The sequence below is a fragment of the Pseudomonas sp. Mn2068 genome (assembly GCF_049319725.1).
Lineage (GTDB): Bacteria > Pseudomonadota > Gammaproteobacteria > Pseudomonadales > Pseudomonadaceae > Aquipseudomonas > Aquipseudomonas gingeri.
Genome location: NZ_JBMOUG010000011.1, coordinates 145,463 through 169,158, shown reverse-complemented (window position 1 = coordinate 169,158; position 23,696 = coordinate 145,463). Strand labels below are relative to the sequence as shown.

Here is a 23,696-nt window from a genome sequence, read left to right as displayed (position 1 = left end):
GCGGTGAAAAAATACCCGGTTCAAGTGATTGAACCGGGTATTTTTTATGCCTTGGCTTTTATCGGTTTGGACTGGACGTTGTTGTCTTCATGGTGGTGATCATGGTCATGATGATGTGCGTGGGGCGACACGGTGGGTGCGACTACTGCCGTGATATCGACCGCATGCAGTCCCTTGGGGCCCTGGATGATCTTAAAGCTCACTGCCTGGCCAGCCTTAAGGGTTTTGTAGCCATCCATCTTGATGGCTGAGTAATGGGCAAACAAGTCTTCATCCTTGCCTTCTTCCAGGACGAAACCATAGCCCTTGGCGTTGTTGAACCACTTGACCTTACCGCTCGGCATGCTCATATCCCTCTGCAAACGACCCCATCACTGGAGTATCATCCAGTTCATCCTTCACTACGTGAACCAGAAAAATGGTTGACGATATGGACCTTTATTACCCAATGTGGGCTCTATTGGTTGTAACACCGATTTGCCGATAGTCAAGGTGGCCTTTCGGTCGGTATTGAAACTGTCCGAAACGTCCCCATTACTGCAACAGCTCAACTGACAGAACCTTTCTTTCCATGCATGCAATCAGCCAGATTCGACTAACATTCAATCAGGATCGCCCGGATTTCCACGACGACGATTCCGCGGGCATTGCCATACAGGAAGCAAAGCCTGCATTGCAGGCGCCGCCGATGTACAAGGTGGTTTTGTTCAACGATGACTACACGCCGATGGATTTCGTCGTCGAAGTGCTCGAGGTGTTTTTTAACCTGAATCGCGAGCTGGCTACCAAGGTCATGCTGGCAGTTCATACAGAAGGACGGGCAGTATGTGGAGTGTTTACCCGCGACATCGCCGAGACCAAGGCCATGCAGGTCAACCAGTACGCCAGGGAAAGCCAGCATCCGCTACTCTGTGAAATCGAGAAGGACGGTTAACGCCGACCACTTGGGTATGAGGTGAACTATGTTAAACCGCGAGCTCGAAGTCACCCTCAATCTAGCCTTCAAGGAGGCCCGTTCGAAGCGTCATGAATTCATGACGGTCGAGCATCTCCTGCTGGCCCTTTTGGATAATGAGGCCGCCGCAACCGTTCTACGGGCCTGTGGTGCGAACCTCGACAAACTCAAGCACGATCTGCAGGAGTTCATCGACTCCACCACGCCGTTGATCCCCGTTCATGACGAAGATCGCGAAACCCAGCCGACCCTGGGCTTCCAGCGTGTCCTGCAACGTGCCGTATTCCATGTGCAGAGCTCCGGTAAGCGCGAAGTGACGGGCGCCAACGTGCTTGTCGCGATCTTCAGCGAACAGGAAAGCCAGGCGGTGTTCCTGCTCAAGCAGCAAAGCGTTGCGCGTATCGATGTCGTCAACTACATCGCCCATGGCATCTCCAAGGTGCCCGGGCACGGCGATCACTCCGAAGGCGAGCAGGATATGCAGGACGAAGAGGGCGGTGAGTCTTCATCTTCAGGCAATCCCCTGGATGCGTATGCCAGCAACCTCAACGAGCTGGCACGCCAGGGGCGTATCGATCCACTGGTCGGCCGCGAGATGGAAGTCGAGCGCGTGGCGCAGATCCTTGCGCGCCGGCGCAAGAACAACCCGTTGCTGGTGGGTGAGGCGGGCGTGGGCAAGACCGCGATCGCCGAAGGCCTCGCCAAGCGCATCGTCGACAACCAGGTGCCGGACCTGCTGGCCAACAGCGTCGTCTATTCCCTCGACCTGGGGGCCCTGCTGGCCGGTACCAAATATCGCGGCGACTTCGAGAAGCGCTTCAAGGCGTTGCTCGGCGAGCTGAAAAAACGTCCGCAGGCGATCCTGTTCATCGACGAGATCCACACCATCATTGGTGCGGGTGCCGCGTCCGGTGGCGTCATGGATGCCTCGAACCTGCTCAAGCCGCTGCTGTCCTCGGGTGATATCCGTTGCATCGGCTCGACCACCTTCCAGGAATTCCGCGGCATCTTCGAGAAGGACCGTGCCCTGGCCCGGCGCTTCCAGAAGGTCGACGTGTCCGAGCCTTCGGTCGAAGACACCATCGGTATCCTGCGCGGCCTGAAAGGCCGTTTCGAGCAGCACCACAACATCGAATACAGCGACGAGGCGTTGCGTGCGGCGGCTGAGCTGGCTTCGCGCTACATCAATGATCGGCATATGCCGGACAAGGCCATCGACGTGATCGACGAGGCGGGGGCTTACCAGCGCCTGCAGCCGGTCGAGAAGCGGGTGAAGCGCATCGAAGTGCCCCAGGTCGAGGATATCGTCGCGAAAATCGCGCGGATTCCGCCGAAACACGTCACCAGCTCCGACAAGGAACTGTTGCGTAACCTCGAGCGCGACCTGAAGCTCACCGTATTCGGTCAGGACGCGGCCATCGACTCGCTGTCGACAGCCATCAAGCTGTCCCGTGCCGGGCTGAAATCGCCGGACAAGCCGGTCGGTTCGTTCCTGTTCGCCGGTCCTACCGGTGTCGGCAAGACCGAAGCGGCACGGCAGCTGGCCAAGGCGATGGGTATCGAGCTGGTGCGTTTCGACATGTCCGAGTACATGGAGCGTCACACCGTATCGCGTCTGATCGGTGCGCCTCCGGGCTACGTCGGTTTCGACCAGGGCGGCTTGCTGACCGAAGCGATTACCAAGCAACCGCATTGCGTGCTGCTGCTCGATGAAATCGAGAAGGCCCACCCGGAAGTCTTCAACCTGCTGCTGCAGGTCATGGACCACGGGACCCTGACCGACAACAACGGGCGCAAGGCCGACTTCCGTAACGTGATCGTGATCATGACCACCAACGCCGGTGCTGAAACCGCGGCCCGGGCGTCGATCGGCTTCACTCATCAGGACCACTCGTCCGATGCCATGGAAGTGATCAAGAAGAGCTTCACGCCGGAGTTCCGCAACCGCCTGGATACCATTATCCAGTTTGGTCGCCTCAGCCATGAGGTGATCAAGAGCGTGGTGGACAAGTTCCTTACCGAGCTTCAGGCGCAGCTGGAAGACAAGCGCGTACAGCTGGAAGTGACCGACGCGGCTCGCAGCTGGCTGGCCGAAGGTGGCTACGATGCGGCCATGGGTGCACGTCCGATGGCCCGCCTGATCCAGGACAAGATCAAGCGTCCACTGGCCGAGGAGATCCTGTTTGGCGAGTTGTCCGACCATGGCGGTGTGGTACACATCGACATCAAGGATGGCGAGCTGACCTTCGACTTCGAAACCACGGCTGAAATGGCCTGATCCGGGCTGATGCAGTACCAGACAAAGGCGCCTTCGGGCGCCTTTGTTGTGTCTGCGAACCTGAGAATACCTTGCCTTCCTTTGTGGGAGCCGGCTTGCCGGCGATGACGGCCGATCAAGCGCTGCAAGGCTCGCAGGCCTCATCGCCGGCAAGCCGGCTCCCACAGAAGAAAGATTTCAGGGGGGGGGCAAAAAATGCGCAAACAAAAACGCCCGGCGGTGCCGGGCGTCTTGTATTGACCTGATTAGCGGGCGCGGTAGGTGATGCGCCCTTTGCTCAAGTCATAGGGCGTCAGCTCGACGCGCACTTTGTCACCGGTAAGAATACGGATGTAGTTCTTGCGCATCTTGCCGGAGATATGCGCGGTTACGACGTGCCCATTTTCCAACTCCACGCGAAACATGGTGTTGGGCAGGGTGTCGACGACAGTGCCTTCCATTTCGAAGCTGTCTTCTTTCGACATGCAGTAAAGCCCTCGGTGTCCAGTGAATGGCCCGGTGCAACTGCGCCAGGCAAAAGCGGCGTGCATTGTGCCCGAAAAACCACCTTCACGCCAAGTGGTTAGTGGTGCCGGCGAAAATAACCAGGCGTTTCCGGCGACGTCTGTCGCCGGAATGCGGGTGTTTTTGCGAGGGGAGGGGGGTTAACTGAGGGTCACCCAACGCTGGTTGATCAGCAGTTCGATCGGGCGATACTGGGTCTTGTAGTTCATTTTCTTGCAGTTCTTGATCCAGTACCCGAGATAGACCGCGTCCAGGCCCATCCGATGGGCTTCGCCGATCTGCCAGAGAATCGCGTAGCGACCTAGGCTGCGGCGTTCTTCGTTCGGTTCGTAGAAGGTGTAGACCGCCGAGAGGCCGTTGGGCAGCAGGTCGGTCACCGCCACGGCGACCAGCCGGCCTTCCAGGCGAAACTCGTAGAACCGTGAAAAGGGCAGGTCACGCACCAGGAAAGTCGAGAACTGGTCCCGACTGGGCGGGAACATGTCGCCATCGGCGTGGCGTTGCTCGATATAGCGCTGGTACAGGTCGAAGTACTCTTCGCTGAACCCGGGCTTGGCGGCCCGCACCTGGAGATCCATGTTGCGCTTGAGGATGCGTTTCTGCTGGCGGTTGGGCAGGAACTGCGACACGGGGATGCGCGCCGGCACGCAGGCGTTGCAATTCTGGCAATGGGGCCGGTAGAGGTGATCGCCGCTGCGACGAAATCCCATCTCCGACAGGTCTGCGTAGACATGCACGTCCATGGGCTGGCTAGGGTCGAGGAACAGCGTGGTGGCCTGCTCTTCGGGCAGATAGCTGCAAGAGTGGGGTTGAGTGGCATAAAACTTCAAACGCGCCAGCTCGGTCATGATCAACCCTCGGAATAAGCTTTGAATTAAGTGTAAGCCAGCCTGTGGAACTCGCCTAGGAAACCCACAGGGCCGTGTTGGGCTGGTCGAGATGGTGGCGCAGGTAGTCGGCAAAAGTGCTGCGGGGAATCGCCCGGGCGCCGAGACTGTGCAGGTGGTCGGTGGGCATCTGGCAGTCGATCAGGACAAAGCCCGCGGCCTTCAGGTGGTTGACCAGGGTCGCGAAGCCGACTTTCGAGGCGTTGTCGGCGCGGCTGAACATGGATTCGCCGAAAAACAGCTGGCCCATCGCCAGGCCGTACAGGCCGCCGACCAGTTGGTCCTGGTCCCAGACCTCGACCGAATGGGCGAAACCGCGCTCATGCAGTTGCAGGTAGGCATTCTGCATCGCCCCGGTGATCCAGGTACCGTCGGCGTAGGCGCGTGGCGCCGCACAGGCCTGGATGACGGCGGCGAAGTCGCGATCGAAGGTAACCTGATAGCGCTGCTGGCGCAGCAGCTTGCCCAGGCTGCGCGAGACATGCAGTTCGTCGGGAAACAGCACGGTCCGCGGGTCCGGTGACCACCAGAGAATCGGCTGGCCCTCGGAAAACCACGGAAAACAGCCGTGGCGATAGGCCTGGATCAGCCGATCGGCGGACAGGTCGCCGCCAGCGGCCAGCAGCCCGTTGGGTTCGCGCATGGCCTTGGCCAGCGGGGGGAATGTCAGGGAGTCGCGTTGTAACCAGGTCAGCATGGCATTCAATCAGTTATCGTCCAGGTACTTCTCGGCATCCAGCGCCGCCATGCAGCCGGCACCCGCCGACGTGATGGCCTGGCGATAGACATGGTCGGCGACATCGCCGGCGGCGAACACCCCGGGGATTTCCGTCGCCGTGGCATTGCCTTCGCTGCCACCCCGCACCTGCAGATAGCCGTCACGCATGGCCAGCTGGCCCTGGAACAGATCGGTATTGGGCTTGTGGCCGATGGCGATGAACACGCCGGCCAGCGACAACTCGCTGGTTTCGCCGCTCAGGCTGTCGCGCAGGCGGGCACCGGTCACGCCGCTCGCGTCGCCGAGCACTTCGTCCAGGTTCTGGTTCCAGTGCAGGCGGATATTGCCGTTGGCGGCCTTTTCAAAGAGCTTGTCCTGGAGGATCTTCTCCGAGCGCAATTTGTCACGCCGGTGCACCAGGTGCACTTCCTTGGCGATATTGGCCAGGTAAAGTGCTTCCTCGACGGCGGTATTGCCGCCGCCGACGACGGCGACGACCTGATTGCGATAGAAAAAGCCGTCGCAGGTGGCGCAGGCCGAAACGCCCTTGCCGGCAAAGGCCTCCTCGGAGGGCAGGCCCAGGTACTGCGCGGAGGCACCGGTGGCGATGATCAAGGCGTCGCAGCTGTAGATACCGTTGTCACCCTTGAGGATAAACGGCCGCTGCTGCAACTCCGCGGTGTGAATGTGGTCGTAGACGATCTCGGTATCGAAACGCTCGGCGTGTTTCTGCATGCGTTCCATCAGGACCGGACCGGTCAGGCCCTCGACATCGCCTGGCCAGTTGTCGACTTCGGTGGTGGTGGTCAGTTGACCGCCGGCTTGCAGGCCGGTAATGACGACAGGCTTGAGGTTGGCACGGGCGGCATAAACGGCAGCGCTGTAACCGGCGGGGCCGGAGCCCAGGATGATCAGGCGTGAATGCTTGGCTTCGCTCATAAAAACACCTCATAAGCCTTTGTCACAAAAGAGAATGCATGCTCAAATTGAAGAGCATGAAAAGCGCCGTTGGCTATGCTACACCCAAGCGGCAACGGCGTGGCATCGGGCGTGTAAACCCGTACAATGTCCATCATGTAACGATGATAGTTTCTGAAGTGGCAAGTGCCGATCATACAAAGGACTGATATTGAAAATAGTCCAGGTAGAGCCAGAGAACTGTTCACCTGCCCCGAATGGGCAGTATTTTGTCGTCAATCAACAGCTGGGCGCGCCTTGGGCGCAGGAAAAGACGCGTTTTGAAGAAATCCACCGCTACACCCCCTAAAGCAGTCGTGCCGCTCTGGCGTCAGCAACTGCACTATCGTCTCAAGGAAGGCGCGCTGATTGCCATCGGTGCCTTGTGCCTGTTCCTGATGATGGCCTTGCTTACCTATGGCAAGGACGATCCGGGTTGGAGTCACAACAGCAAGATCGACGATGTGCAGAACTTCGGCGGGCCTGCCGGTTCCTACAGCGCCGATATCCTGTTCATGGTGTTGGGTTACTTCGCCTACGTGTTCCCGCTGTTGCTGGCGATCAAGACCTGGCAGATCTTCCGTCAGCGCCATGAGCCCTGGCAGTGGAGCGGCTGGCTGTTTTCCTGGCGGTTGATTGGCCTGGTGTTCCTGGTCCTGTCCGGCGCCGCGCTGGCGCACATCCATTTCCATTCACCGACCGGCCTGCCGGCCGGTGCCGGCGGGGCGCTGGGCGAAAGCCTGGGCGACCTGGCCCGCAATGCCCTGAACATCCAGGGCAGCACGCTGCTGTTCATTGCCCTGTTCCTGTTTGGCCTGACGGTGTTTACCGACCTGTCATGGTTCAAGGTCATGGACGTTACCGGCAAGATCACCCTGGACCTCTTCGAGCTGTTCCAGGGCGCGCTGAATCGCTGGTGGGCGGCGCGTACCGAGCGCAAGCAACTGGTGGCGCAACTGCGGGAAGTCGATACCCGGGTCGAGGAAGTGGTGGCCCCGAGCATCGCCGACAAGCGCGAGCAGGCCAAGGCCAAGGAACGCCTGATCGAGCGTGAGCAGGCCCTGAGCAAACACATGTCCGAGCGGGAGAAACACGTTCCGCCGGTGATCGCCCCGGCACCGGTCAAGCCGCCGCAGCCGAGCAAGCGCGTGGAGAAAGAGAAACAGGCGCCGCTGTTCATCGACAGCGCGGTCGAAGGCACCTTGCCGCCGATCTCGATTCTCGACCCGGCCGAGAAGAAACAGCTCAATTACTCCCCGGAATCCCTGGCGGCCGTCGGCCACCTGCTGGAAATCAAGCTCAAGGAATTCGGGGTCGAAGTGTCGGTGGATTCGATCCATCCCGGCCCGGTGATCACCCGTTACGAAATCCAGCCGGCCGCTGGCGTCAAGGTCAGCCGTATCGCCAACCTGGCCAAGGACCTGGCGCGTTCGCTGGCGGTGACCAGCGTGCGGGTGGTGGAAGTGATTCCCGGCAAGACCACCGTCGGTATCGAGATTCCCAACGAAGACCGGCAGATCGTGCGCTTCTCCGAGGTGTTGTCGACCCCCGAGTACGACAACTTCAAGTCGCCGGTCACCCTGGCCCTGGGCCACGATATCGGCGGCCGGCCGGTGATCACCGATCTGGCGAAGATGCCGCACCTGCTGGTGGCCGGTACCACCGGTTCCGGTAAGTCGGTGGGTGTGAACGCGATGATCCTGTCGATCCTGTTCAAGTCCGGCCCGGAAGACGCCAAGCTGATCATGATCGACCCGAAGATGCTCGAACTGTCGATCTACGAAGGCATTCCGCACCTGCTGTGCCCGGTGGTCACCGACATGAAGGACGCCGCCAACGCCCTGCGCTGGAGCGTCGCCGAGATGGAGCGGCGCTACAAGCTGATGGCGAAGATGGGCGTGCGCAACCTGTCGGGCTTCAATGCCAAGATCAAGGAAGCCCAGGAGCGCGGCGAGCCGATTGCCGACCCGCTGTACAACCGCGAAAGCATCCACGACGAAGCACCGTTGCTGACCAAGCTGCCGACCATCGTCGTGGTGGTCGACGAATTCGCCGACATGATGATGATCGTCGGCAAGAAGGTCGAGGAACTGATCGCCCGTATCGCGCAGAAGGCGCGGGCGGCCGGTATCCACCTGATCCTCGCGACCCAGCGGCCCTCGGTGGACGTGATCACCGGTCTGATCAAGGCCAACATCCCGACCCGCATGGCCTTCCAGGTGTCGAGCAAGATCGACTCCCGGACCATTATCGACCAGGGCGGCGCCGAGCAGTTGCTGGGGCATGGTGACATGCTCTACATGCCGCCGGGCACCAGCCTGCCGATCCGGGTCCACGGCGCGTTCGTGTCCGACGACGAGGTACACCGGGTGGTCGAAGCCTGGAAGCTGCGCGGTGCGCCGGAGTACAACGACGATATCCTCAACGGTGTCGAAGAAGCCGGCAGCGGCTTTGAAAATGGCGGCGGTGGCGGCGGTGACGACGATGCCGAGACCGATGCGCTGTACGACGAAGCCGTGCAGTTCGTCCTGGAAAGCCGCCGGGCCTCGATTTCCGCGGTCCAGCGCAAGCTGAAGATCGGCTACAACCGGGCTGCCCGCATGATCGAGGCCATGGAAATGGCCGGGGTGGTGACAGCCATGAACACCAACGGCTCGCGCGAAGTGCTTGCGCCAGGGCCGATGCGCGACTGATCCTGTGCCGCGTGAGGTCACGCGGCATGCCTTTCAAACGAATTCCATGAGGACTCCCATGCGTCTTATCCGCATGCTGTTGTTGCCGGTTCTGGCGTTGACCACCTTGTCGGCCCATGCCGACCAGAAGGATGTGGCGCGCCTGACACAGTTGCTCGAAAAGTCTCAGACCCTGACGGCGCGGTTCTCCCAGCTGACCCTGGATGGCAGCGGCACCCAGTTGCAGGAAACCGCCGGTGAGATGTCCCTGCAGCGCCCGGGCCTGTTCTACTGGCACACCGATGCGCCCCAGGAACAGACCATGATCTCCGATGGCCAGAAGGTCACCCTGTGGGACCCGGACCTGGAACAGGTGACCATCAAGAAGCTTGACCTGCGCCTGACCCAGACCCCGGCCCTGCTGTTGTCCGGTGATGTGTCGAAGATCAGCGAAAGCTTCGATATCAGCGCCAAGGAAGCTGGCGGCGTGATCGACTTCATTCTCAAGCCGAAAACCAAGGACACTCTGTTCGACAGCCTGCGCCTGTCGTTCCGCAACGGCCTGGTCAATGACATGCAACTGATCGACAGCGTCGGCCAGCGTACCAACCTGCTGTTCACCGGGGTCAAGGCCAACGAGCCGATTGCGGCTTCCAAGTTCAAGTTCGACATCCCCAAGGGTGCTGACGTCATCCAGGAATAAGAGGTTTCAAACGCAGCCCATGGACCTGTTTAGCCGTGCCCCGATCGCTCAGCCCCTGGCCGCCCGTCTGCGGGCGACCAACCTGGATGAGTACGTCGGCCAGGAACACCTGCTGGCCCGGGGCAAGCCGTTGCGCGAAGCCCTGGAGCAGGGCGCGCTGCATTCGATGATCTTCTGGGGGCCGCCAGGGGTGGGCAAGACCACCCTGGCGCGGTTGCTGGCGGAAGTCTCGGATGCACACTTCGAAACCGTGTCGGCGGTGTTGGCCGGGGTCAAGGAGATCCGTCAGGCGGTGGAGGTCGCCAAGCAGCAGGCCGGGCAGTACGGCAAGCGCACCATCCTGTTTGTCGACGAAGTCCATCGGTTCAACAAATCCCAGCAGGATGCCTTCCTGCCTTATGTCGAGGACGGCACGCTGATCTTTATCGGCGCCACCACCGAAAACCCGTCGTTCGAACTCAACAACGCGCTGTTGTCCCGGGCCCGCGTCTATGTGCTCAAGAGCCTCGACGAAGCCGCCCTGAACAAGCTGGTGCAGCGGGCGCTGACGGAAGAACGTGGGTTGGGCAAGCGTCAGCTGAGCCTGGGCGACGAAGGTTTCAAGATGCTGTTGTCGGCGGCGGACGGCGATGGCCGCCGCCTGCTCAACCTGCTGGAAAACGCCTCCGACCTGGCCGAGGACGGCAGTGAGATCGGCGTCGAACTGCTGCAAAGCCTGCTGGGCGATACCCGGCGGCGCTTCGACAAGGGGGGCGAGGCCTTCTACGACCAGATTTCCGCCTTGCACAAATCGGTACGCGGCTCCAACCCGGACGGCGCGCTCTACTGGTTCGCGCGGATGCTCGACGGCGGTTGCGATCCGCTGTACCTGGCGCGGCGCGTGGTGCGCATGGCCAGCGAGGATATCGGCAATGCCGATCCGCGGGCGTTGAGCCTGTGCCTGGCGGCCTGGGATGTGCAGGAACGGCTCGGCAGCCCCGAAGGCGAGCTGGCGGTGGCCCAGGCCATTACCTATCTGGCCTGCGCGCCGAAAAGCAACGCGGTGTACATGGGCTTCAAGGCCGCCATGCGCAGCGCCGCCGAGCACGGTTCGCTGGAAGTGCCGCTGCACCTGCGCAATGCCCCGACCAAGCTGATGAAACAGCTGGGTTATGGCGACGAGTACCGTTATGCCCATGACGAGCCCGACGCCTATGCGGCCGGCGAAGACTACTTTCCCGAAGAACTCGAACCACAACCCTTCTACCAGCCGGTCCCGCGTGGCCTGGAACTGAAGATCGGCGAAAAGCTCAACCATCTTGCCGCGCTCGATCGCAAAAGCCCGAAACAACGGAGAAAGACTTGATTCGTACCGTACTTGCCGTGTCCGTCGCCGGTATCGTCGGCACCCTGGTGCGCTTTGCCACGGGCAATCTGATCAACGCCAATTGGCCGAAGCACTTCTATACCGCGACGTTGGCCGTTAATATCGTGGGCTGCCTGGTGATTGGCGTGCTCTACGGCCTGTTTTTGCTGCGCCCCGAGGTCCCGGTTGAAATCCGCGCCGGCCTGATCGTGGGGTTTGTCGGCGGCCTGACCACATTTTCATCCTTTTCACTGGATACGGTGCGCCTGCTGGAAAGCGGGCAGGGCCTCCTGGCTCTGGGCTATGTGGCCCTCAGCGTATTCGGCGGGCTGCTCGCGACCTGGGCCGGCCTGTCCTTGACCAAACTCTGAATAACGAGAAACCGACATGCTCGATTCCAAACTGTTACGTAGCAACCTCCAGGACGTAGCGGATCGTCTGGCCTCCCGTGGCTTCAGTCTCGATGTCGCCCGCATCGAAGAGCTGGAAAGCCAGCGCAAGGTGGTGCAGACCCGCACCGAACAATTGCAGGCCGAGCGCAATGCGGTTTCCAAAAGTATCGGCCAGGCCAAGCAGCGCGGCGAAGACATCGCGCCGTTGATGGCCAGTGTCGAAACCATGGGCTCCGAGTTGAGCGAAGGCAAGGTGGCGCTGGATGCCATCCAGTCCGAGCTGGACCAGATCCTGCTGGGTATCCCGAACCTGCCCCACGAGTCCGTGCCGGTCGGCGCCGATGAGGACGGCAACGTCGAAGTGCGCCGCTGGGGCACGCCGACCGCCTTCGATTTCCCGATCCAGGACCACGTCGCCCTGGGCGAGAAGTTCGGCTGGCTGGATTTCGAAACCGCCGCCAAGCTGTCCGGTGCGCGTTTCGCCCTGCTGCGTGGGCCGATTGCCCGGCTGCACCGCGCACTCGCGCAGTTCATGATCAACCTGCACACCAGCGAACACGGCTACGAAGAGGCCTACACGCCTTATCTGGTCCAGGCACCTGCGTTGCAGGGCACCGGCCAGTTGCCGAAGTTCGAGGAAGACCTGTTCAAGATCTCCCGCGAAGGCGAGGCCGATCTGTACCTGATCCCGACCGCCGAAGTGTCGCTGACCAATATCGTCTCCGGCGAGATCATCGATGCCAAACAACTGCCGTTGAAGTTCGTGGCGCACACGCCATGCTTCCGCAGCGAGGCCGGTGCTTCGGGCCGTGACACCCGCGGGATGATCCGCCAGCACCAGTTCGACAAGGTCGAGATGGTCCAGATCGTCGAGCCGTCGACCTCCATGCAAGCCCTGGAAAGCCTGACCGCCAACGCCGAGAAGGTCCTGCAACTGCTGGAGCTGCCTTACCGCGTCCTGGCCCTGTGCACTGGCGACATGGGCTTCAGTGCCGTGAAGACCTATGACTTGGAAGTGTGGGTGCCGAGCCAGGACAAATACCGCGAGATCTCGTCGTGCTCCAACTGCGGCGACTTCCAGGCCCGGCGCATGCAGGCGCGTTTCCGCAACCCGGAAACCGGCAAGCCCGAGCTGCTCCACACCCTGAACGGTTCCGGCCTGGCCGTGGGTCGCACACTGGTGGCCGTGCTGGAAAACTACCAGCAGGCTGACGGTTCGATCCGTGTGCCTGAAGTGCTCAAGCCCTACATGGGCGGCCTCGAGGTCATCGGCTGATGGAGTTCCTGCCGCTGTTTCACAACCTGCGCGGCAGCCGTGTGCTGGTCGTCGGCGGTGGGGAGATTGCCTTGCGCAAGTCCCGCCTGCTGGCCGATGCCGGCGCGCTGCTGCGGGTGGTCGCTCCCGAGATCGAGAGCCAGTTGAGTGAGTTGATCAGTGGCAGTGGCGGCGAAATGCTGCTGCGTGGTTATGGCGAATCCGACCTGGACGGTTGTGTGCTGATCATTGCCGCCACCGACGACGAGTCGCTCAATGCCCAGGTTTCCGCCGACGCCCATCGGCGTTGCGTGCCAGTCAATGTGGTGGATGCGCCGGCCTTGTGCAGCGTGATCTTCCCGGCCATTGTCGACCGTTCGCCACTGGTGATCGCGGTTTCCAGCGGCGGCGATGCGCCGGTGCTGGCGCGGTTGATCCGGGCCAAGATGGAAACCTGGATTCCTTCGACCTATGGCCAGCTGGCCGGGTTGGCGGCGCGTTTCCGGACCCAGGTGAAAACCCTGTTTCCCGGCGTGCAGCAACGCCGCGCATTCTGGGAAGACGTGTTCCAGGGGCCGATTGCCGACCGGCAGTTGGCCGGGCAGGGTGCCGAAGCCGAGCGCCTGTTGCTGGAGAAGATCAATGGCGCGGCCCCCAATGCGCCAGGCGAAGTGTATCTGGTGGGCGCGGGGCCGGGTGATCCCGACCTGTTGACCTTCCGCGCGCTGCGCCTGATGCAGCAGGCCGACGTGGTGCTCTACGACCGCCTGGTCGCCCCGGCGATTCTCGAGCTGTGTCGGCGTGATGCCGACCGTATCTATGTCGGCAAGCGTCGCGCCGATCATGCCGTGCCCCAGGACCAGATCAACCAGCAACTGGTGGATCTGGCTAAGCAGGGCAAGCGGGTGCTGCGTCTGAAGGGCGGTGATCCGTTCATCTTCGGGCGTGGCGGCGAAGAGATCGAGGAACTGGCGGCCCATGGCATTCCTTTCCAGGTGGTGCCGGGGATCACGGCGGCCAGCGGTTGCTCGGCCTATGCCGGGATTCCGCTGACGCACCGCGACTATGCGCAGTCCGTGCGCTTTGTCACCGGTCACCTGAAGGATGGCAGCACCGACCTGCCGTGGGTCGACCTGGTGGCACCGGCACAGACCCTGGTGTTCTACATGGGCCTGGTGGGGTTGCCGATCATCTGCGAACAGCTGATCAAGCATGGTCGTTCGGCGGACACGCCGGCGGCCCTGATCCAGCAGGGCACCACGTCGAATCAGCGGGTATTCACCGGCACGCTGGCCAATCTGCCGCAACTGGTGGCGGAGCATGAAGTCCATGCCCCGACGCTGGTGATTGTCGGAGAAGTGGTTCAGTTGCGCGAGAAGCTGGCCTGGTTCGAAGGTGCGCAATCGCAGGTGTGACACCGCTTTGCGATTGATGCCAATCCCAACTGTGGGAGCCGGGCTCGACGACATCTGCGGTGAACACCGCACCAATGTGGGAGCTGGCTTGCCGGCGATGGGCCCTTGAGGACGCCATCGCCGGCAAGCCAGCTCCCACAGGTTTTCGCGTTGCGTCCGTCAGCCTTTCCAGACGCCACGTCCTGCCAGCCGCTCACGATCATGTTCTGCCATGAAATCCTGCGCCGGTCCCTTGGGCACAATCCCCGTGGGATTGATGGTGCGATGACTGGCGTAGTAGTGCCCCTTGATATGGGTAAAGTCCACCGTCCCGGCCACCCCCGGCCACTGATACAGCTCGCGCAGCCAGTTCGACAGGTTCGGATAGTCGGCAATGCGCCGCAGATTGCATTTGAAGTGTCCGTGGTAGACCGCATCGAAACGAATCAGCGTGGTGAACAGGCGCACATCGGCCTCGGTCAGGTACTCGCCCGCCAGGTAACGGTTTTCCGCCAGATGTCGTTCCAGATGGTCGAGCTCGGCAAACACATCGTCGAACGCGGTTTCGTAGGCCTCCTGTGAAGTCGCGAAGCCGGCCCGGTAGACGCCATTGTTCACCGCCGGGTAGATCCGTTCGTTCCAGCTGTCGATCAACCCGCGCAAGGTTTCGGGGTAGAAGTCCAGCCGGTTGCCGGTCAGCCCGTCGAACGCGCTGTTGAACATGCGGATGATCTCCGCCGACTCGTTGCTGACGATGCGCTGCAGCTTTTTGTCCCACAGCACCGGCACGGTCACGCGTCCGGTGTAGTCGGCGGTGTCAGCGGTATAACGCTGGTGCATGAAGGCTAGGTTGTCGAGTTGATCGCCGCTGGAGCCATGCTCCCGGTCGAAGGTCCAGCCGTTTTCCAGCATCAGCCAACTGACCACCGAGACGCCGACCAGCGCTTCCAGGCCCTTGAGCTTGCGCAGGATCAGGGTGCGATGGGCCCAGGGGCAGGCCAGGGAGACATACAGGTGATAGCGCCCGGCCTCGGCGGCAAAACCGCCTTCGCCACTGGGGCCCGGTTTGCCGTCGGCGGTGACCCAGTGACGGCGTTGCGCCTGTTCGCGCTGGAAGGCGCCGTCCTTGCTGCTTTCATACCACTGGTCATGCCAGCGGCCTTCGATCAAGAGACCCATCGGAAACTCCTCGGCAGATGTGCGTTGGAGTCCAGTCTAAAGTGATTCGTTCGAAGAAATAGCGCAAATCCCCGGGGTGAATGATCGACTAAATCGATCTATTGCGGGCATCCCAGTACCGTCGCGCCTGTTCGAAGGCTTGTTCGCGAGGCAGGCCAAGGCCGCGCAGGGCCAGGGCCATGGTCGACAGCAGGGCCAGTTGCGGATAGCTGTCTTCGACGTCGCCACGCCATAGCGCCTTGAGGTGCTCGGGTTCCAGCGTCGCCGGTTTGACATGGCGCTGCTCGGACAGGGCGGGCCATTCTTCATCCCAGCTTTCGCCGTTGGCCGTCCCGTAGAGATGGCTGGGGCTGTCGGGATTGACCTCGATCTCACCACCATCGCCTTTGATCACAATGGCCGTATCGCCCAGCAGGCCACTGGCATCGCGATGCACGGCCTGGTAGCCGGGGTGGAAGATGCTTTGCAGGCCGCAGCGGGCGCCCAGCGGATTGAGAATGCGCGCCAGGGAGTGGATCGGTGAGCGCAGGCCCAGGGTATTGCGCAGGTCGATCATCCGCTGCAATTGCGGCGCCCAGTCACCCAGGGGAAAAAAGGCGATATTGCCGCTGGCCAGGGCCTGTTCGACGGACTGCCAGTCGCGGCACAATGGAATCTGCAGGGTGTCCAGCAAGTGCTCGGTGTACAGCCGGCCCGCGGTATGGGCGCCGCCGCCGTGCATGAGGATCTTCACGCCGTTCTGGGCCAGGCACTTGGCGGCTAGCAGATACCAGGGCAGGTGGCGCTTCTTGCCGGCGTAGGTCGGCCAGTCCAGGTCGATCGGCAGGGCCGGCGCATTGAGTCGCTCGCGCAGGGCCTCGGTGAAACCGGCCAGTTCCTCCGGGCTTTCTTCCTTGTGGCGCAGCAGCATCAGGAAGGCGCCGAGCTGGGTGTCCTCGACCTTCTCGTCGAGCAGCATGCCCATGGCTTCGCGGGCTTCCTCGCGGGTCAGGTTGCGGGCGCCGCGCTTGCCCTTGCCGAGAATTCGCACGAAGGACGCAAACGGGTGTTCGGCGGGCGTTTCGGTGATCAGGGGAGCAGGATTGGTCATAGACAATTCGTCGGCTTGGGCAGGCCCGCCAGCTTGGCGGCGAGTTTGGCGGGAGTGCCGTTGAACAGGCGGTTGAGGTGCAGGCTGTTGCCTTTTTCGGCACCCAGTTTCAAGGCGGTGTACTTGATCAGTGGGCGCGTGGCCGGCGATAGGTCGAACTCCTGGTAGAAACCGCGCAGCAACTCGAGAATCTCCCAGTGCTCGGCGCTCAGCTCGATGGTTTCCCGGGCGGCGAGGGCGCTGGCGACCTCGGGCGACCAATCGCTCAGCTCCACCAGGTAGCCGTCCTTGTCCAGGGCGATGTCCTGGCCGTTCACAGTCAGGGTATTCATAGCCAGGTATTGACCTTGTCGTAGCGGACCGACAGCTCGACGAACCCCGGATAGTCCACGCGCGTGGCCCAGTCCGGGCATTCCAGGCCGCGGGCCAGCAGGTCTTCGTCGAGCGCGAACAGGCGCAGCTCGGCGGCACGTTCTTCCAGGGCTTCGAGCGGCAGGCTGCGCGGTTGCAAGGCGTAGACCGCGTCACCGGTGAGCAACAGCGCATCTTCGCTACCCAGCAGGCGCAGGCAACTGCCCAGGCGGCTGTCGGTAAACGGGGAGTGAGACAACACATGCAAGGTCGACATCAGAGCGTGATCACCTGGTCATAACGATTAACGAGGGCGACGATTTCTTCGGCCGTGAGCAGGCTCAGGTCCTCGCCGGCGACCTGGCTGGCAAAGAGCCCCCGGTCGGCCAGGCTGTCGCGACAGGCGTACAGGTCTTCGACGCCGAACAGTGACAGCGCCTGGAGGTTAGCGGTCAGGTCTTTCTGCTGCAGGGCCTTGGCATTCTGCCCGGACGTCAGCTGGAACACCCCGTCATCCATGAACAGCAGGCCGATGGGCAGGTCGAAGGCGCCACCGGCCAGCACGATATCCAGTGCCTCGCGGGCGCCTGGCCCGGACCACGGTGCCTGACGGCTGATAATCAACAGGGACTTGGGCATTTCAAGGCCCTCCGAAACAGATCAGTCGGTCGGCGGCCTGCACGGCATCGTGCAATTGCCCCAGCCCGGAGAGTTCCCAGGGGCCGCCCAGGTTCACCGCCGCGCGTTGGTAGCGCTGGGCTTCTTCACTGTTGAGTACGCCACGTCGCAGCGCCGCGGCGATGCAGACCACGCCATCGAGCTGGTGCTCGCTGACGAAGGCGGCCCAGTCTTGCGGCAGGTCCTGTTCGTCCTGGGGGGTGACCACATTGCTCGACGCGCTGTGCACGCCATCCTGGTAAAAGAACAGCCGCACAATCTCATGCCCACCGGCGAGCACTGCCTGGGCGAACAGCAGGGCTCGGCGGGAGGAGGGCGCGTGGGGCGCGGAAAACAGCGCAATGGCAAACTTCATGGGGGACTCTGTCAGCAAATCTGCCGTCATGATAAGGCCAGAAACGCCAGGAAGCTAAATCGCCGACAACAAAAAGCCCGCCGAAGCGGGCTTTTTGTCTGAGAGATGCGATCAGTCGTCGCGACCCATGATGCCGAAGATCTGCAACAGGCTGATAAACAGGTTGTAGATCGATACATACAGGCTGATGGTCGCCATGATGTAGTTGCGCTCGCCGCCATGGATGATGGCGCTGGTCTGGAACAGGATGCAGACCGAGGAGAACAGCACGAAACCGGCGCTGATCGCCAGCTGCAAGCCGCTGATGTTGAAGAAGATGCTGGCCAGCGTTGCGCCCAGCAGGACGAAGAAACCGGCGGTGATGAAGCCGCTGAGGAAGCTCATGTCCTTGCGGGTGATCAGCACATAGGCCGACAGGCCGCCGAAGACCAGGGCGGTCATGGCGAATGCCGAGCTGACCACTTCAGCGCCGCCCTGCATGCCCAGGTAGCGGTTGAGGATAGGGCCGAGCAGGAAGCCCATGAAACCGGTCAGGGCGAAGGCGGACACCAGGCCCCAGGCCGAGTCGCGCAGCTTGTTGGTGAGGAAGAACAGCCCGTAGAAGCCGATCAGCACGACGAAGATGTTCGGGTAGCCGACACGCATCTGCTGGGCGACGAAAGCCATCACGCCACTGAAGGCCAGGGTGAGGGCCAGAAGGCTGTAAGTGTTGCGCAGGACGCGGCTAACCTCTAGCTGCTCAGCCTGCACGCTGTTGTTAACGGCGTAATCCTGTTCGCGCATGGCGAAACTCCTTCGGGTTTGAAATGTTCAGTCGCAAAGATCATAACAGAGGCTCTGTAACAAGCTATCACGAGAGTTTGACAGTGTGTTTCATTACGGTATTATGGCGCCCGCAATGCATAGGAGGTGTGGCCGAGTGGTTTAAGGCAGCAGTCTTGAAAACTGCCGACTGTAACAGGTCCCAGAGTTCGAATCTCTGCGCCTCCGCCATACTACACACCACAAAGCCCCGATAATTCGGGGCTTTGTCGTTTCTGGGCTGTCTTGTTATGGGCGGGCCGTATGTGGGCATCTTCGGATGCGCCGGGGTCCAACTAGCCGGTACGCCAACCCATACGGTTCCGCCCATCCTGAATGGCGTCGGGAGGCGGTTTAACGCTAGTTGGAGAATTCATCATGATCGAACATTTCGAGCCCATCCGTACGCGCTGCTAATTTCATGGTGGCTGAGTGTGAGAGGGCTGGCGATTGGCCGAGATATGCCAGTTGGTCGACTGAGCATGCCTGATCTTGTGGCAGACGCTCCTACTCTGTATGGATCATGCTTATACTGTGTCTATACAGTGTAGTGCTGATAGGAGGAGATCATGTCCGAAGCCACTGTTGTCATCCGGGTCGATGATGAGTTGAAGACAGCCTTTGCCTCCGCGGCCAAGGCGGCGGATCGCACGGCTTCGCAGCTGCTGCGCGATTTCATGCGTGATTTCGTGCGACAGCAAGGCGAACAGGTCGAGTATGACACCTGGTTACGTCAGAAGGTCGAGGTGGCCAGAAGTGCGGCCAGGGCTGGACACAGCAAGTCTGGTGAAGAGGTCGAGGCCTACTTTGCACAACGCCGAGCCGAATCGTTGCGCAAAGCTGATGAGGCCGGGCGGTGAAGCTGATCTGGACCGATCCGGCGATTGCGGATCGTCTCACCATCTACGATCACATCGATGTTGAAAATCCTCGGGCTGCGGTGGAACTGGATACGCTTTTTGTCCAGGCGGCCGAACATATCTGTAATCATCCGGCGATGGGCCGAAACGGAAAAATTCCGGGAACCCGTGAGTGGGTTGTGCACCGACATTACCTTCTGGTGTATGAGCACATTGCAGACAAAGTGCTCATGTTGGCGGTGGTTCACACCGCTCGCCAGTGGCCCCCATTATTGGACGATGAGTCATTCTGAGGCATACATCGTCGAAATCTCCGAACAGGAGAGTTCCTGCTGGGCCAAACGAACGGCCTCTTTTCTTCCCCCGGCCTGCTTTTTCAGAAAAGTTCGCAGAGGTGACAGCTGTCTCGAGACCTGGACCACGGCGCACGGCGCATCATTCAGGTGCCCGTTCCTGTTTCTTCCTGCTGGCAGCCGCCTCCGCGGCAAGGCACTCCAGGGCAAACTGCTCGGTGTAGGTCATCTGAATGGGGGTGGTTTCGCCCTTGACGGTTCTTTCGCCATCAAGGATGTATCGGATGCGCTTGTCGGTCACTCCGATGCGTTTGGCAATCCATGACGGTGTTTGTCCGATACGCGAAATCAGCTTGTCGGCATATTCGGTGGAAGGGTTGTAGCGCTCTGCGTTGGGTGTCATGTGACGTCCGGGTAAAAGTGGGGCTGCAATGCCTGGGTAGGTGCGACACGGTGCACCAATTATTCGATGGTGTCGCGACCTTGATGAAGCACCACATGCCTTGTGTCTGCGCACCATGTGCAACCCGCACGGAAAAACCTGCCTTTCTCCGAACGTCCCCCATGAAGGCGGGACGGGAATGAGCCCCCATCAGCAGGGGCGGAGTCGCGTCGTTTAACGCGCGACCTCCTTGAGATAGAGCTTGCGGGCAGCGAATGCGGTCGGCGTGAAGTCTGTAAATACGCCATCGACACCGGCTCGGAAAAAGGCCAGGTATTCCGCCGTTGGGTCGCCCTTGTAGGCACCTGCCAGGTATTTCGCTTCGTTGCGGAAGGTGAATATATGGACGAACAGATTGGCCTTGTGAGCATCGCTGATCAGGTTGGTCGGCTTGAGGGTGTCGGCCTTGTCCAGGCCGGCGTCGGACGATGCCCCCCGGGCGACGGTGAGGGCCATTGCCTGCGGCTTCCACGGACCGATACCGTCGGCGTAGGTCCTGACCTCGGCCAAGCCTGCTGGCGTCAGCATCGCCCCGAAGGAGCGTGGGTCGCCTGCTACGGTCCAGCTGTAGGGGCGGCCGCTGACGAACGTGTTGGGTTTGTCCGTGATGAAAATGGTTTCGCCCGTCTTGAAGTTGACGCCGTTTCCATCGACCAGTTGAACTGCCCTGGATTTCAGGCCGATGGAGCGCAGGTATTTCAGGCTGGCCGGGTCAAAGCTTTGCACAAAGACCGGGGCTTCCTTGCGATTGAGATCGTTGTCGTCGAGGGCTTTGAGGATTGCCTTCTCGAACGGACGGCTGCCCGGTGCGCCGCAACCATTGGCAATGGCCTGGGCGTTGTTCCAGATCGGGTTTTTACTTTCCGGATAGACCGTAATGACACGACCCGTCGCTGCGCTTTCAGCCTTTGCAATATCGATCACGTCCTGAAAACTCAAGATCGGCAACTTGCCGTTCAATTCGCCTGGGCGCTGGTCGCGGGCATCGTACGTGGTGCCGCCGATCCACTGCCGCAGTTCGGCCATGGTGAAATCGCTGATTGACCAGTCGTTGGTATGGTCTTCGCCATCAACGACCAAGGATTTCAGGACTGATTTCGGATCCTTGGGATCGGTCAGGTCACTCAGGTAGCGGGATGGGCCATTTTCTGCCGTGGCAGGGTAGCTGACGTTGACCAGCACACCTGGAACCGTGCGCTTGCGGCGGGCAACTTCGGCGTTCGTCCTGGCGACTTCGCTGATGTTGGTGTTGTCGCTCAACCAGGGATTGTGTCGAGCCACCAGGACGCAGTCCCGGGTCATGTGCAGGTCCAGTTCGAGCGAATCTGCGCCCGCCTCGGCGGCCTTCTCGTAGGAGGCTCGCGTTTCTTCCGGATACAGGCCTGGCAGGCCACGATGCCCGATGATCAGCGGTGCTGCACCGTCAAGGGTCTTGAACGAAGCCGCGGCGGTTGATCCGGTGCCGGGTGAGTGCTCGTTCGTACTGTTACAGGCACTCATCAACAGGCCGCATCCAACAACGATAAAGCGGGCAAGACACTTTGTGGCAAGGGGCAGGCCTGGGTGAGTATGCATGTGCAGTCCTTCAAGAGGGCAAGAGCGGTGATCTCCAACGGTACTGCAGGCGCGTGACGAAATCATGGCGGGACCGGTACGACCGGTGAGGTCTTCGTTACCTGGGATTCATAGGGGGAGGCGTTGCGGGCCTGGATAAAGTACATCGCAGTTGCCGAGCGTTACCGACTGGAGAAAACGACACCAACCGCGTCGGAGCAGGGCCGGTCAGGCGCAACGACCGAAGATTGCCTTCGGCCGTCGCGCCAGGGGTGGGCAGGGCCCGCCCTGGATCAGTAGATTTCCAGCTGGAACGGCGTGTCCGCGACGGCGTTGCCGGTGCTGAGCAGGTCCGCGGTCTTCGGCCGTTTCAGGACCTTGTCGCGGGTCTGCACTTGCACCTCGATGCTGCTGTCTTCAATGGCCGAGTTGTCGGCGTTGAGGGGCAGCTTGAAGGTGGCCGTGGCTTCCAAGTGCGTCTGGCAGTTCATGCACCCTTCGACGTGCCAGCGACTGAGCACCGGTTGGGTCCCCAGGTACTCGCGCTTGCCATCGACTTCGGCGTAGGCCGAGATCAGGAACGAACCACGGATTTTCGCCCGGTTGATACGGCTGACCCGCAGCGTCTTGCCGGCGGGTTGCACGGCCTCGGCCTTGAACAGCAACTGCTTGGCGGGCTGGGCGTAGGCATCCAGGGAACCCTTGCCATAGACGTAGCCCAGTTGCTTCTCGATATTGATGCAGTCACGGGTGGTGAAGGCTTTGCCGTCAGCCTTGACGAAGGGATCCAGGGAGGTGTCCAGGCCCAATATGGCGTCTGGATCCCGGCCCGCGTCGCCCGCCGGAGGTTGCGCGTCTTTGTAGCCGGCTCCGGGATCCGTGGGATCGATGCTGAACTCATCGGTGGCCCCTTGCCGACGCTGCCAGGTCCAGAACACGTAGTCGATAAAGCAGTGATGGAAGAAGAACACCGGGTCCAGGCCGGCGGTTTCGTTCTCGCCCATATCGCCGTTGGCTCCAGGAATCGCCGAGCTGTCGCCCGCGCCCGGATAGTCGAAACCGCCGACCGCGAGGTGCATGAAGTTGTGTGGCTCCTCCAGTGACACATGGTGGGGCCCCGTCGGGTCTGCCTTGTTCTTCGCGCCTGCCGAAGTCGTGTTGGAGAACAGGGTGTAGTCAGGGGCATCGAGGCAGCTTTCGAAGCGACTGAATACTTCGCCGCGCCACTTGCCACCGATCTTGATCTTGCCACTCAGCCAGGTGCTGACGTTTTCATTGAGGTAGGTGGTGTTTTTCTTCGGGTCCTTGAACTGGGCGTTGTGCAATGCGGTGGCCGCGCGGTCCGCGTCGGTGCCTACCAGCCCGGACAGCGGATAGCGCACGGTCTCGTAGCCTTCGGGCTTGCTGTAGATGATGGGGTTGTCCGGTGTCACCGGGAGCTCATCGGTGATGGCCTGCGGAAACACGAAGGAGCGCAGCGGGTTGTCGATCTTCTGCCCGTTGATCACGAAGGATTCCTGGGTCAGGGCCGAAGGAAGACCGTTTTCCCGCGAATGCTCGCTGCATTCATCCCAGAACGGCAGGGTGACGTTGCTACATCCGGGAATACTGCGCAATGCCTCTTCCAGGCGCCAGAGATAGGCGCGGTGCCAGCTCGGGAAGAGCACCGTGCCGTGCTGGCAGTAGCCGCCCCACCATTTGGCGTCGGTCTTGCCTTTACCACGGAACGGCTCGCCATGCAGGCCGCCGATGGAGAAGAAGGAGTTGGGGTGGCTGGCGGGAAGATCCTTGATGCCTTTCCAGGCGAGGATCAGGGCTTCAAGTTCATCTTTCTTGCCGTGGTCATAGTCGTACTGGATATCACTGAGAGAACGGCGTACACGTGGGGTGGATGACATGGTGACCTCCTTGTTGCCGGGTATCCCGAAAAACTTCGGGGGACTACTGCCTGATGCAGCATATCCGGGATCTGGCAACGTGCCAGTATGGGCGCCAAACGGTCATGGATAGGTTAGATTGACGGGTCCAAGGCA

General features: G+C 61.2%; 25 protein-coding genes and 1 tRNA gene. 11 read left to right on the top strand and 15 right to left on the bottom strand.

Annotation, left to right across the window (positions count from 1 at the left end; translation table 11 throughout):
• Positions 1-44: 44 nt before the first annotated feature.
• A complete protein-coding gene (cspD, locus tag ACL9RJ_RS23285) occupies positions 45-344 on the bottom strand; it encodes a cold shock domain-containing protein CspD (RefSeq protein ID WP_244861833.1) in 300 nt (99 codons plus the stop codon).
• A gap of 227 nt (positions 345-571) precedes the next feature.
• Between cspD and clpS the strand changes: the two genes are divergently transcribed.
• Complete coding sequence (gene clpS / locus ACL9RJ_RS23280; RefSeq protein ID WP_017123849.1) at positions 572-934, top strand: ATP-dependent Clp protease adapter ClpS; 363 nt, start codon at positions 572-574, stop codon at positions 932-934.
• A 28-nt stretch (positions 935-962) separates the two neighbouring features.
• Positions 963-3,233: an ATP-dependent Clp protease ATP-binding subunit ClpA gene (gene clpA, locus ACL9RJ_RS23275; RefSeq protein WP_017123850.1), complete on the top strand. Its 2,271-nt coding sequence runs from the start codon at positions 963-965 to the stop codon at positions 3,231-3,233.
• Positions 3,234-3,478: 245 nt separating this feature from the next.
• Here the strand turns inward: clpA and infA are convergent, their stop codons facing one another.
• The 4 genes from infA to trxB all read right to left on the bottom strand — a co-directional run bounded on the left by infA (position 3,479) and on the right by trxB (position 6,281).
• Positions 3,479-3,697: a translation initiation factor IF-1 gene (gene infA, locus ACL9RJ_RS23270; protein ID WP_002553999.1), complete on the bottom strand. Its 219-nt coding sequence runs from the start codon at positions 3,695-3,697 to the stop codon at positions 3,479-3,481.
• 180 nt (positions 3,698-3,877) lie between these two features.
• Positions 3,878-4,585 carry an arginyltransferase gene (locus ACL9RJ_RS23265; protein WP_178991472.1) on the bottom strand — a complete coding sequence of 236 codons (708 nt, stop codon included), beginning with the start codon at positions 4,583-4,585 and terminating at the stop codon, positions 3,878-3,880.
• 55 nt (positions 4,586-4,640) lie between these two features.
• Complete coding sequence (aat, locus tag ACL9RJ_RS23260; protein ID WP_177088256.1) at positions 4,641-5,321, bottom strand: leucyl/phenylalanyl-tRNA--protein transferase; 681 nt, start codon at positions 5,319-5,321, stop codon at positions 4,641-4,643.
• 9 nt (positions 5,322-5,330) lie between these two features.
• Positions 5,331-6,281: a thioredoxin-disulfide reductase gene (trxB, locus tag ACL9RJ_RS23255; RefSeq protein ID WP_177088258.1), complete on the bottom strand. Its 951-nt coding sequence runs from the start codon at positions 6,279-6,281 to the stop codon at positions 5,331-5,333.
• 236 nt (positions 6,282-6,517) lie between these two features.
• Between trxB and ACL9RJ_RS23250 the strand changes: the two genes are divergently transcribed.
• From ACL9RJ_RS23250 to cysG, 6 genes are read left to right on the top strand one after another with little or no spacing between them, the layout of a single operon-like run.
• The gene (locus ACL9RJ_RS23250) at positions 6,518-8,992 is read left to right on the top strand and encodes a DNA translocase FtsK (RefSeq protein ID WP_370591000.1); all 2,475 of its coding nucleotides are present in this window, start codon (positions 6,518-6,520) and stop codon (positions 8,990-8,992) included.
• A 58-nt stretch (positions 8,993-9,050) separates the two neighbouring features.
• Positions 9,051-9,674 carry an outer membrane lipoprotein chaperone LolA gene (gene lolA, locus ACL9RJ_RS23245; RefSeq protein WP_017123855.1) on the top strand — a complete coding sequence of 208 codons (624 nt, stop codon included), beginning with the start codon at positions 9,051-9,053 and terminating at the stop codon, positions 9,672-9,674.
• Between the two features lie 19 nt (positions 9,675-9,693).
• Positions 9,694-11,019, top strand: coding sequence for a replication-associated recombination protein A (locus ACL9RJ_RS23240; protein ID WP_177118297.1), 1,326 nt, complete (start codon positions 9,694-9,696; stop codon positions 11,017-11,019).
• Positions 11,016-11,390, top strand: coding sequence for a fluoride efflux transporter CrcB (gene crcB, locus ACL9RJ_RS23235; protein WP_177088262.1), 375 nt, complete (start codon positions 11,016-11,018; stop codon positions 11,388-11,390). Before ACL9RJ_RS23240 ends, crcB begins: the two co-directional genes overlap by 4 nt.
• Before the next feature lie 16 nt (positions 11,391-11,406).
• Positions 11,407-12,687, top strand: coding sequence for a serine--tRNA ligase (serS, locus tag ACL9RJ_RS23230; protein ID WP_177088264.1), 1,281 nt, complete (start codon positions 11,407-11,409; stop codon positions 12,685-12,687).
• The gene (cysG, locus tag ACL9RJ_RS23225) at positions 12,687-14,081 is read left to right on the top strand and encodes a siroheme synthase CysG (RefSeq protein WP_177088266.1); all 1,395 of its coding nucleotides are present in this window, start codon (positions 12,687-12,689) and stop codon (positions 14,079-14,081) included. Before serS ends, cysG begins: the two co-directional genes overlap by 1 nt.
• Before the next feature lie 159 nt (positions 14,082-14,240).
• Here cysG and ACL9RJ_RS23220 read toward each other — a convergent pair whose 3' ends face one another.
• The 7 genes from ACL9RJ_RS23220 to ACL9RJ_RS23190 form a co-directional block, all read right to left on the bottom strand.
• Positions 14,241-15,239 (bottom strand): glutathione S-transferase family protein, encoded by a 999-nt coding sequence (locus tag ACL9RJ_RS23220; RefSeq protein WP_422765709.1) that lies wholly within the window; start codon positions 15,237-15,239, stop codon positions 14,241-14,243.
• Between the two features lie 88 nt (positions 15,240-15,327).
• Positions 15,328-16,329, bottom strand: a complete 1,002-nt coding sequence (locus ACL9RJ_RS23215) for a glycosyl transferase family protein (RefSeq protein WP_177088270.1) — start codon at positions 16,327-16,329, stop codon at positions 15,328-15,330.
• Positions 16,326-16,661, bottom strand: coding sequence for a TusE/DsrC/DsvC family sulfur relay protein (locus ACL9RJ_RS23210; protein WP_017123862.1), 336 nt, complete (start codon positions 16,659-16,661; stop codon positions 16,326-16,328). The genes ACL9RJ_RS23215 and ACL9RJ_RS23210 overlap by 4 nt, the downstream gene beginning before the upstream one ends.
• The gene (gene tusB, locus ACL9RJ_RS23205; RefSeq protein ID WP_017123863.1) at positions 16,658-16,957 is read right to left on the bottom strand and encodes a sulfurtransferase complex subunit TusB; all 300 of its coding nucleotides are present in this window, start codon (positions 16,955-16,957) and stop codon (positions 16,658-16,660) included. The genes ACL9RJ_RS23210 and tusB overlap by 4 nt, the downstream gene beginning before the upstream one ends.
• Complete coding sequence (gene tusC, locus ACL9RJ_RS23200) at positions 16,957-17,319, bottom strand: sulfurtransferase complex subunit TusC (RefSeq protein ID WP_017123864.1); 363 nt, start codon at positions 17,317-17,319, stop codon at positions 16,957-16,959. The genes tusB and tusC overlap by 1 nt, the downstream gene beginning before the upstream one ends.
• Position 17,320: 1 nt before the next feature.
• The gene (tusD, locus tag ACL9RJ_RS23195; RefSeq protein ID WP_017123865.1) at positions 17,321-17,713 is read right to left on the bottom strand and encodes a sulfurtransferase complex subunit TusD; all 393 of its coding nucleotides are present in this window, start codon (positions 17,711-17,713) and stop codon (positions 17,321-17,323) included.
• Between the two features lie 111 nt (positions 17,714-17,824).
• Positions 17,825-18,496 (bottom strand): Bax inhibitor-1/YccA family protein, encoded by a 672-nt coding sequence (locus tag ACL9RJ_RS23190; protein WP_017123866.1) that lies wholly within the window; start codon positions 18,494-18,496, stop codon positions 17,825-17,827.
• Between the two features lie 122 nt (positions 18,497-18,618).
• Here ACL9RJ_RS23190 and ACL9RJ_RS23185 point away from each other — a divergent pair.
• The 3 genes from ACL9RJ_RS23185 to ACL9RJ_RS23175 all read left to right on the top strand — a co-directional run bounded on the left by ACL9RJ_RS23185 (position 18,619) and on the right by ACL9RJ_RS23175 (position 19,667).
• Positions 18,619-18,706: transfer RNA gene (locus tag ACL9RJ_RS23185), tRNA-Ser, on the top strand.
• 377 nt (positions 18,707-19,083) lie between these two features.
• Positions 19,084-19,374, top strand: coding sequence for a hypothetical protein (locus ACL9RJ_RS23180; RefSeq protein ID WP_017123867.1), 291 nt, complete (start codon positions 19,084-19,086; stop codon positions 19,372-19,374).
• The gene (locus tag ACL9RJ_RS23175) at positions 19,371-19,667 is read left to right on the top strand and encodes a type II toxin-antitoxin system RelE/ParE family toxin (protein ID WP_017123868.1); all 297 of its coding nucleotides are present in this window, start codon (positions 19,371-19,373) and stop codon (positions 19,665-19,667) included. Before ACL9RJ_RS23180 ends, ACL9RJ_RS23175 begins: the two co-directional genes overlap by 4 nt.
• A 142-nt stretch (positions 19,668-19,809) precedes the next feature.
• Here the strand turns inward: ACL9RJ_RS23175 and ACL9RJ_RS23170 are convergent, their stop codons facing one another.
• The 3 genes from ACL9RJ_RS23170 to ACL9RJ_RS23160 all read right to left on the bottom strand — a co-directional run bounded on the left by ACL9RJ_RS23170 (position 19,810) and on the right by ACL9RJ_RS23160 (position 23,561).
• Entirely contained in the window at positions 19,810-20,070 is a 261-nt protein-coding gene (locus tag ACL9RJ_RS23170) for a hypothetical protein (protein WP_017123869.1), read from the bottom strand.
• 213 nt (positions 20,071-20,283) lie between these two features.
• Positions 20,284-21,684: a glycerophosphodiester phosphodiesterase family protein gene (locus tag ACL9RJ_RS23165; protein WP_422765708.1), complete on the bottom strand. Its 1,401-nt coding sequence runs from the start codon at positions 21,682-21,684 to the stop codon at positions 20,284-20,286.
• A 272-nt stretch (positions 21,685-21,956) separates the two neighbouring features.
• Positions 21,957-23,561 carry a tyrosinase family protein gene (locus ACL9RJ_RS23160; RefSeq protein ID WP_422765707.1) on the bottom strand — a complete coding sequence of 535 codons (1,605 nt, stop codon included), beginning with the start codon at positions 23,559-23,561 and terminating at the stop codon, positions 21,957-21,959.
• Positions 23,562-23,696: the final 135 nt, after the last annotated feature.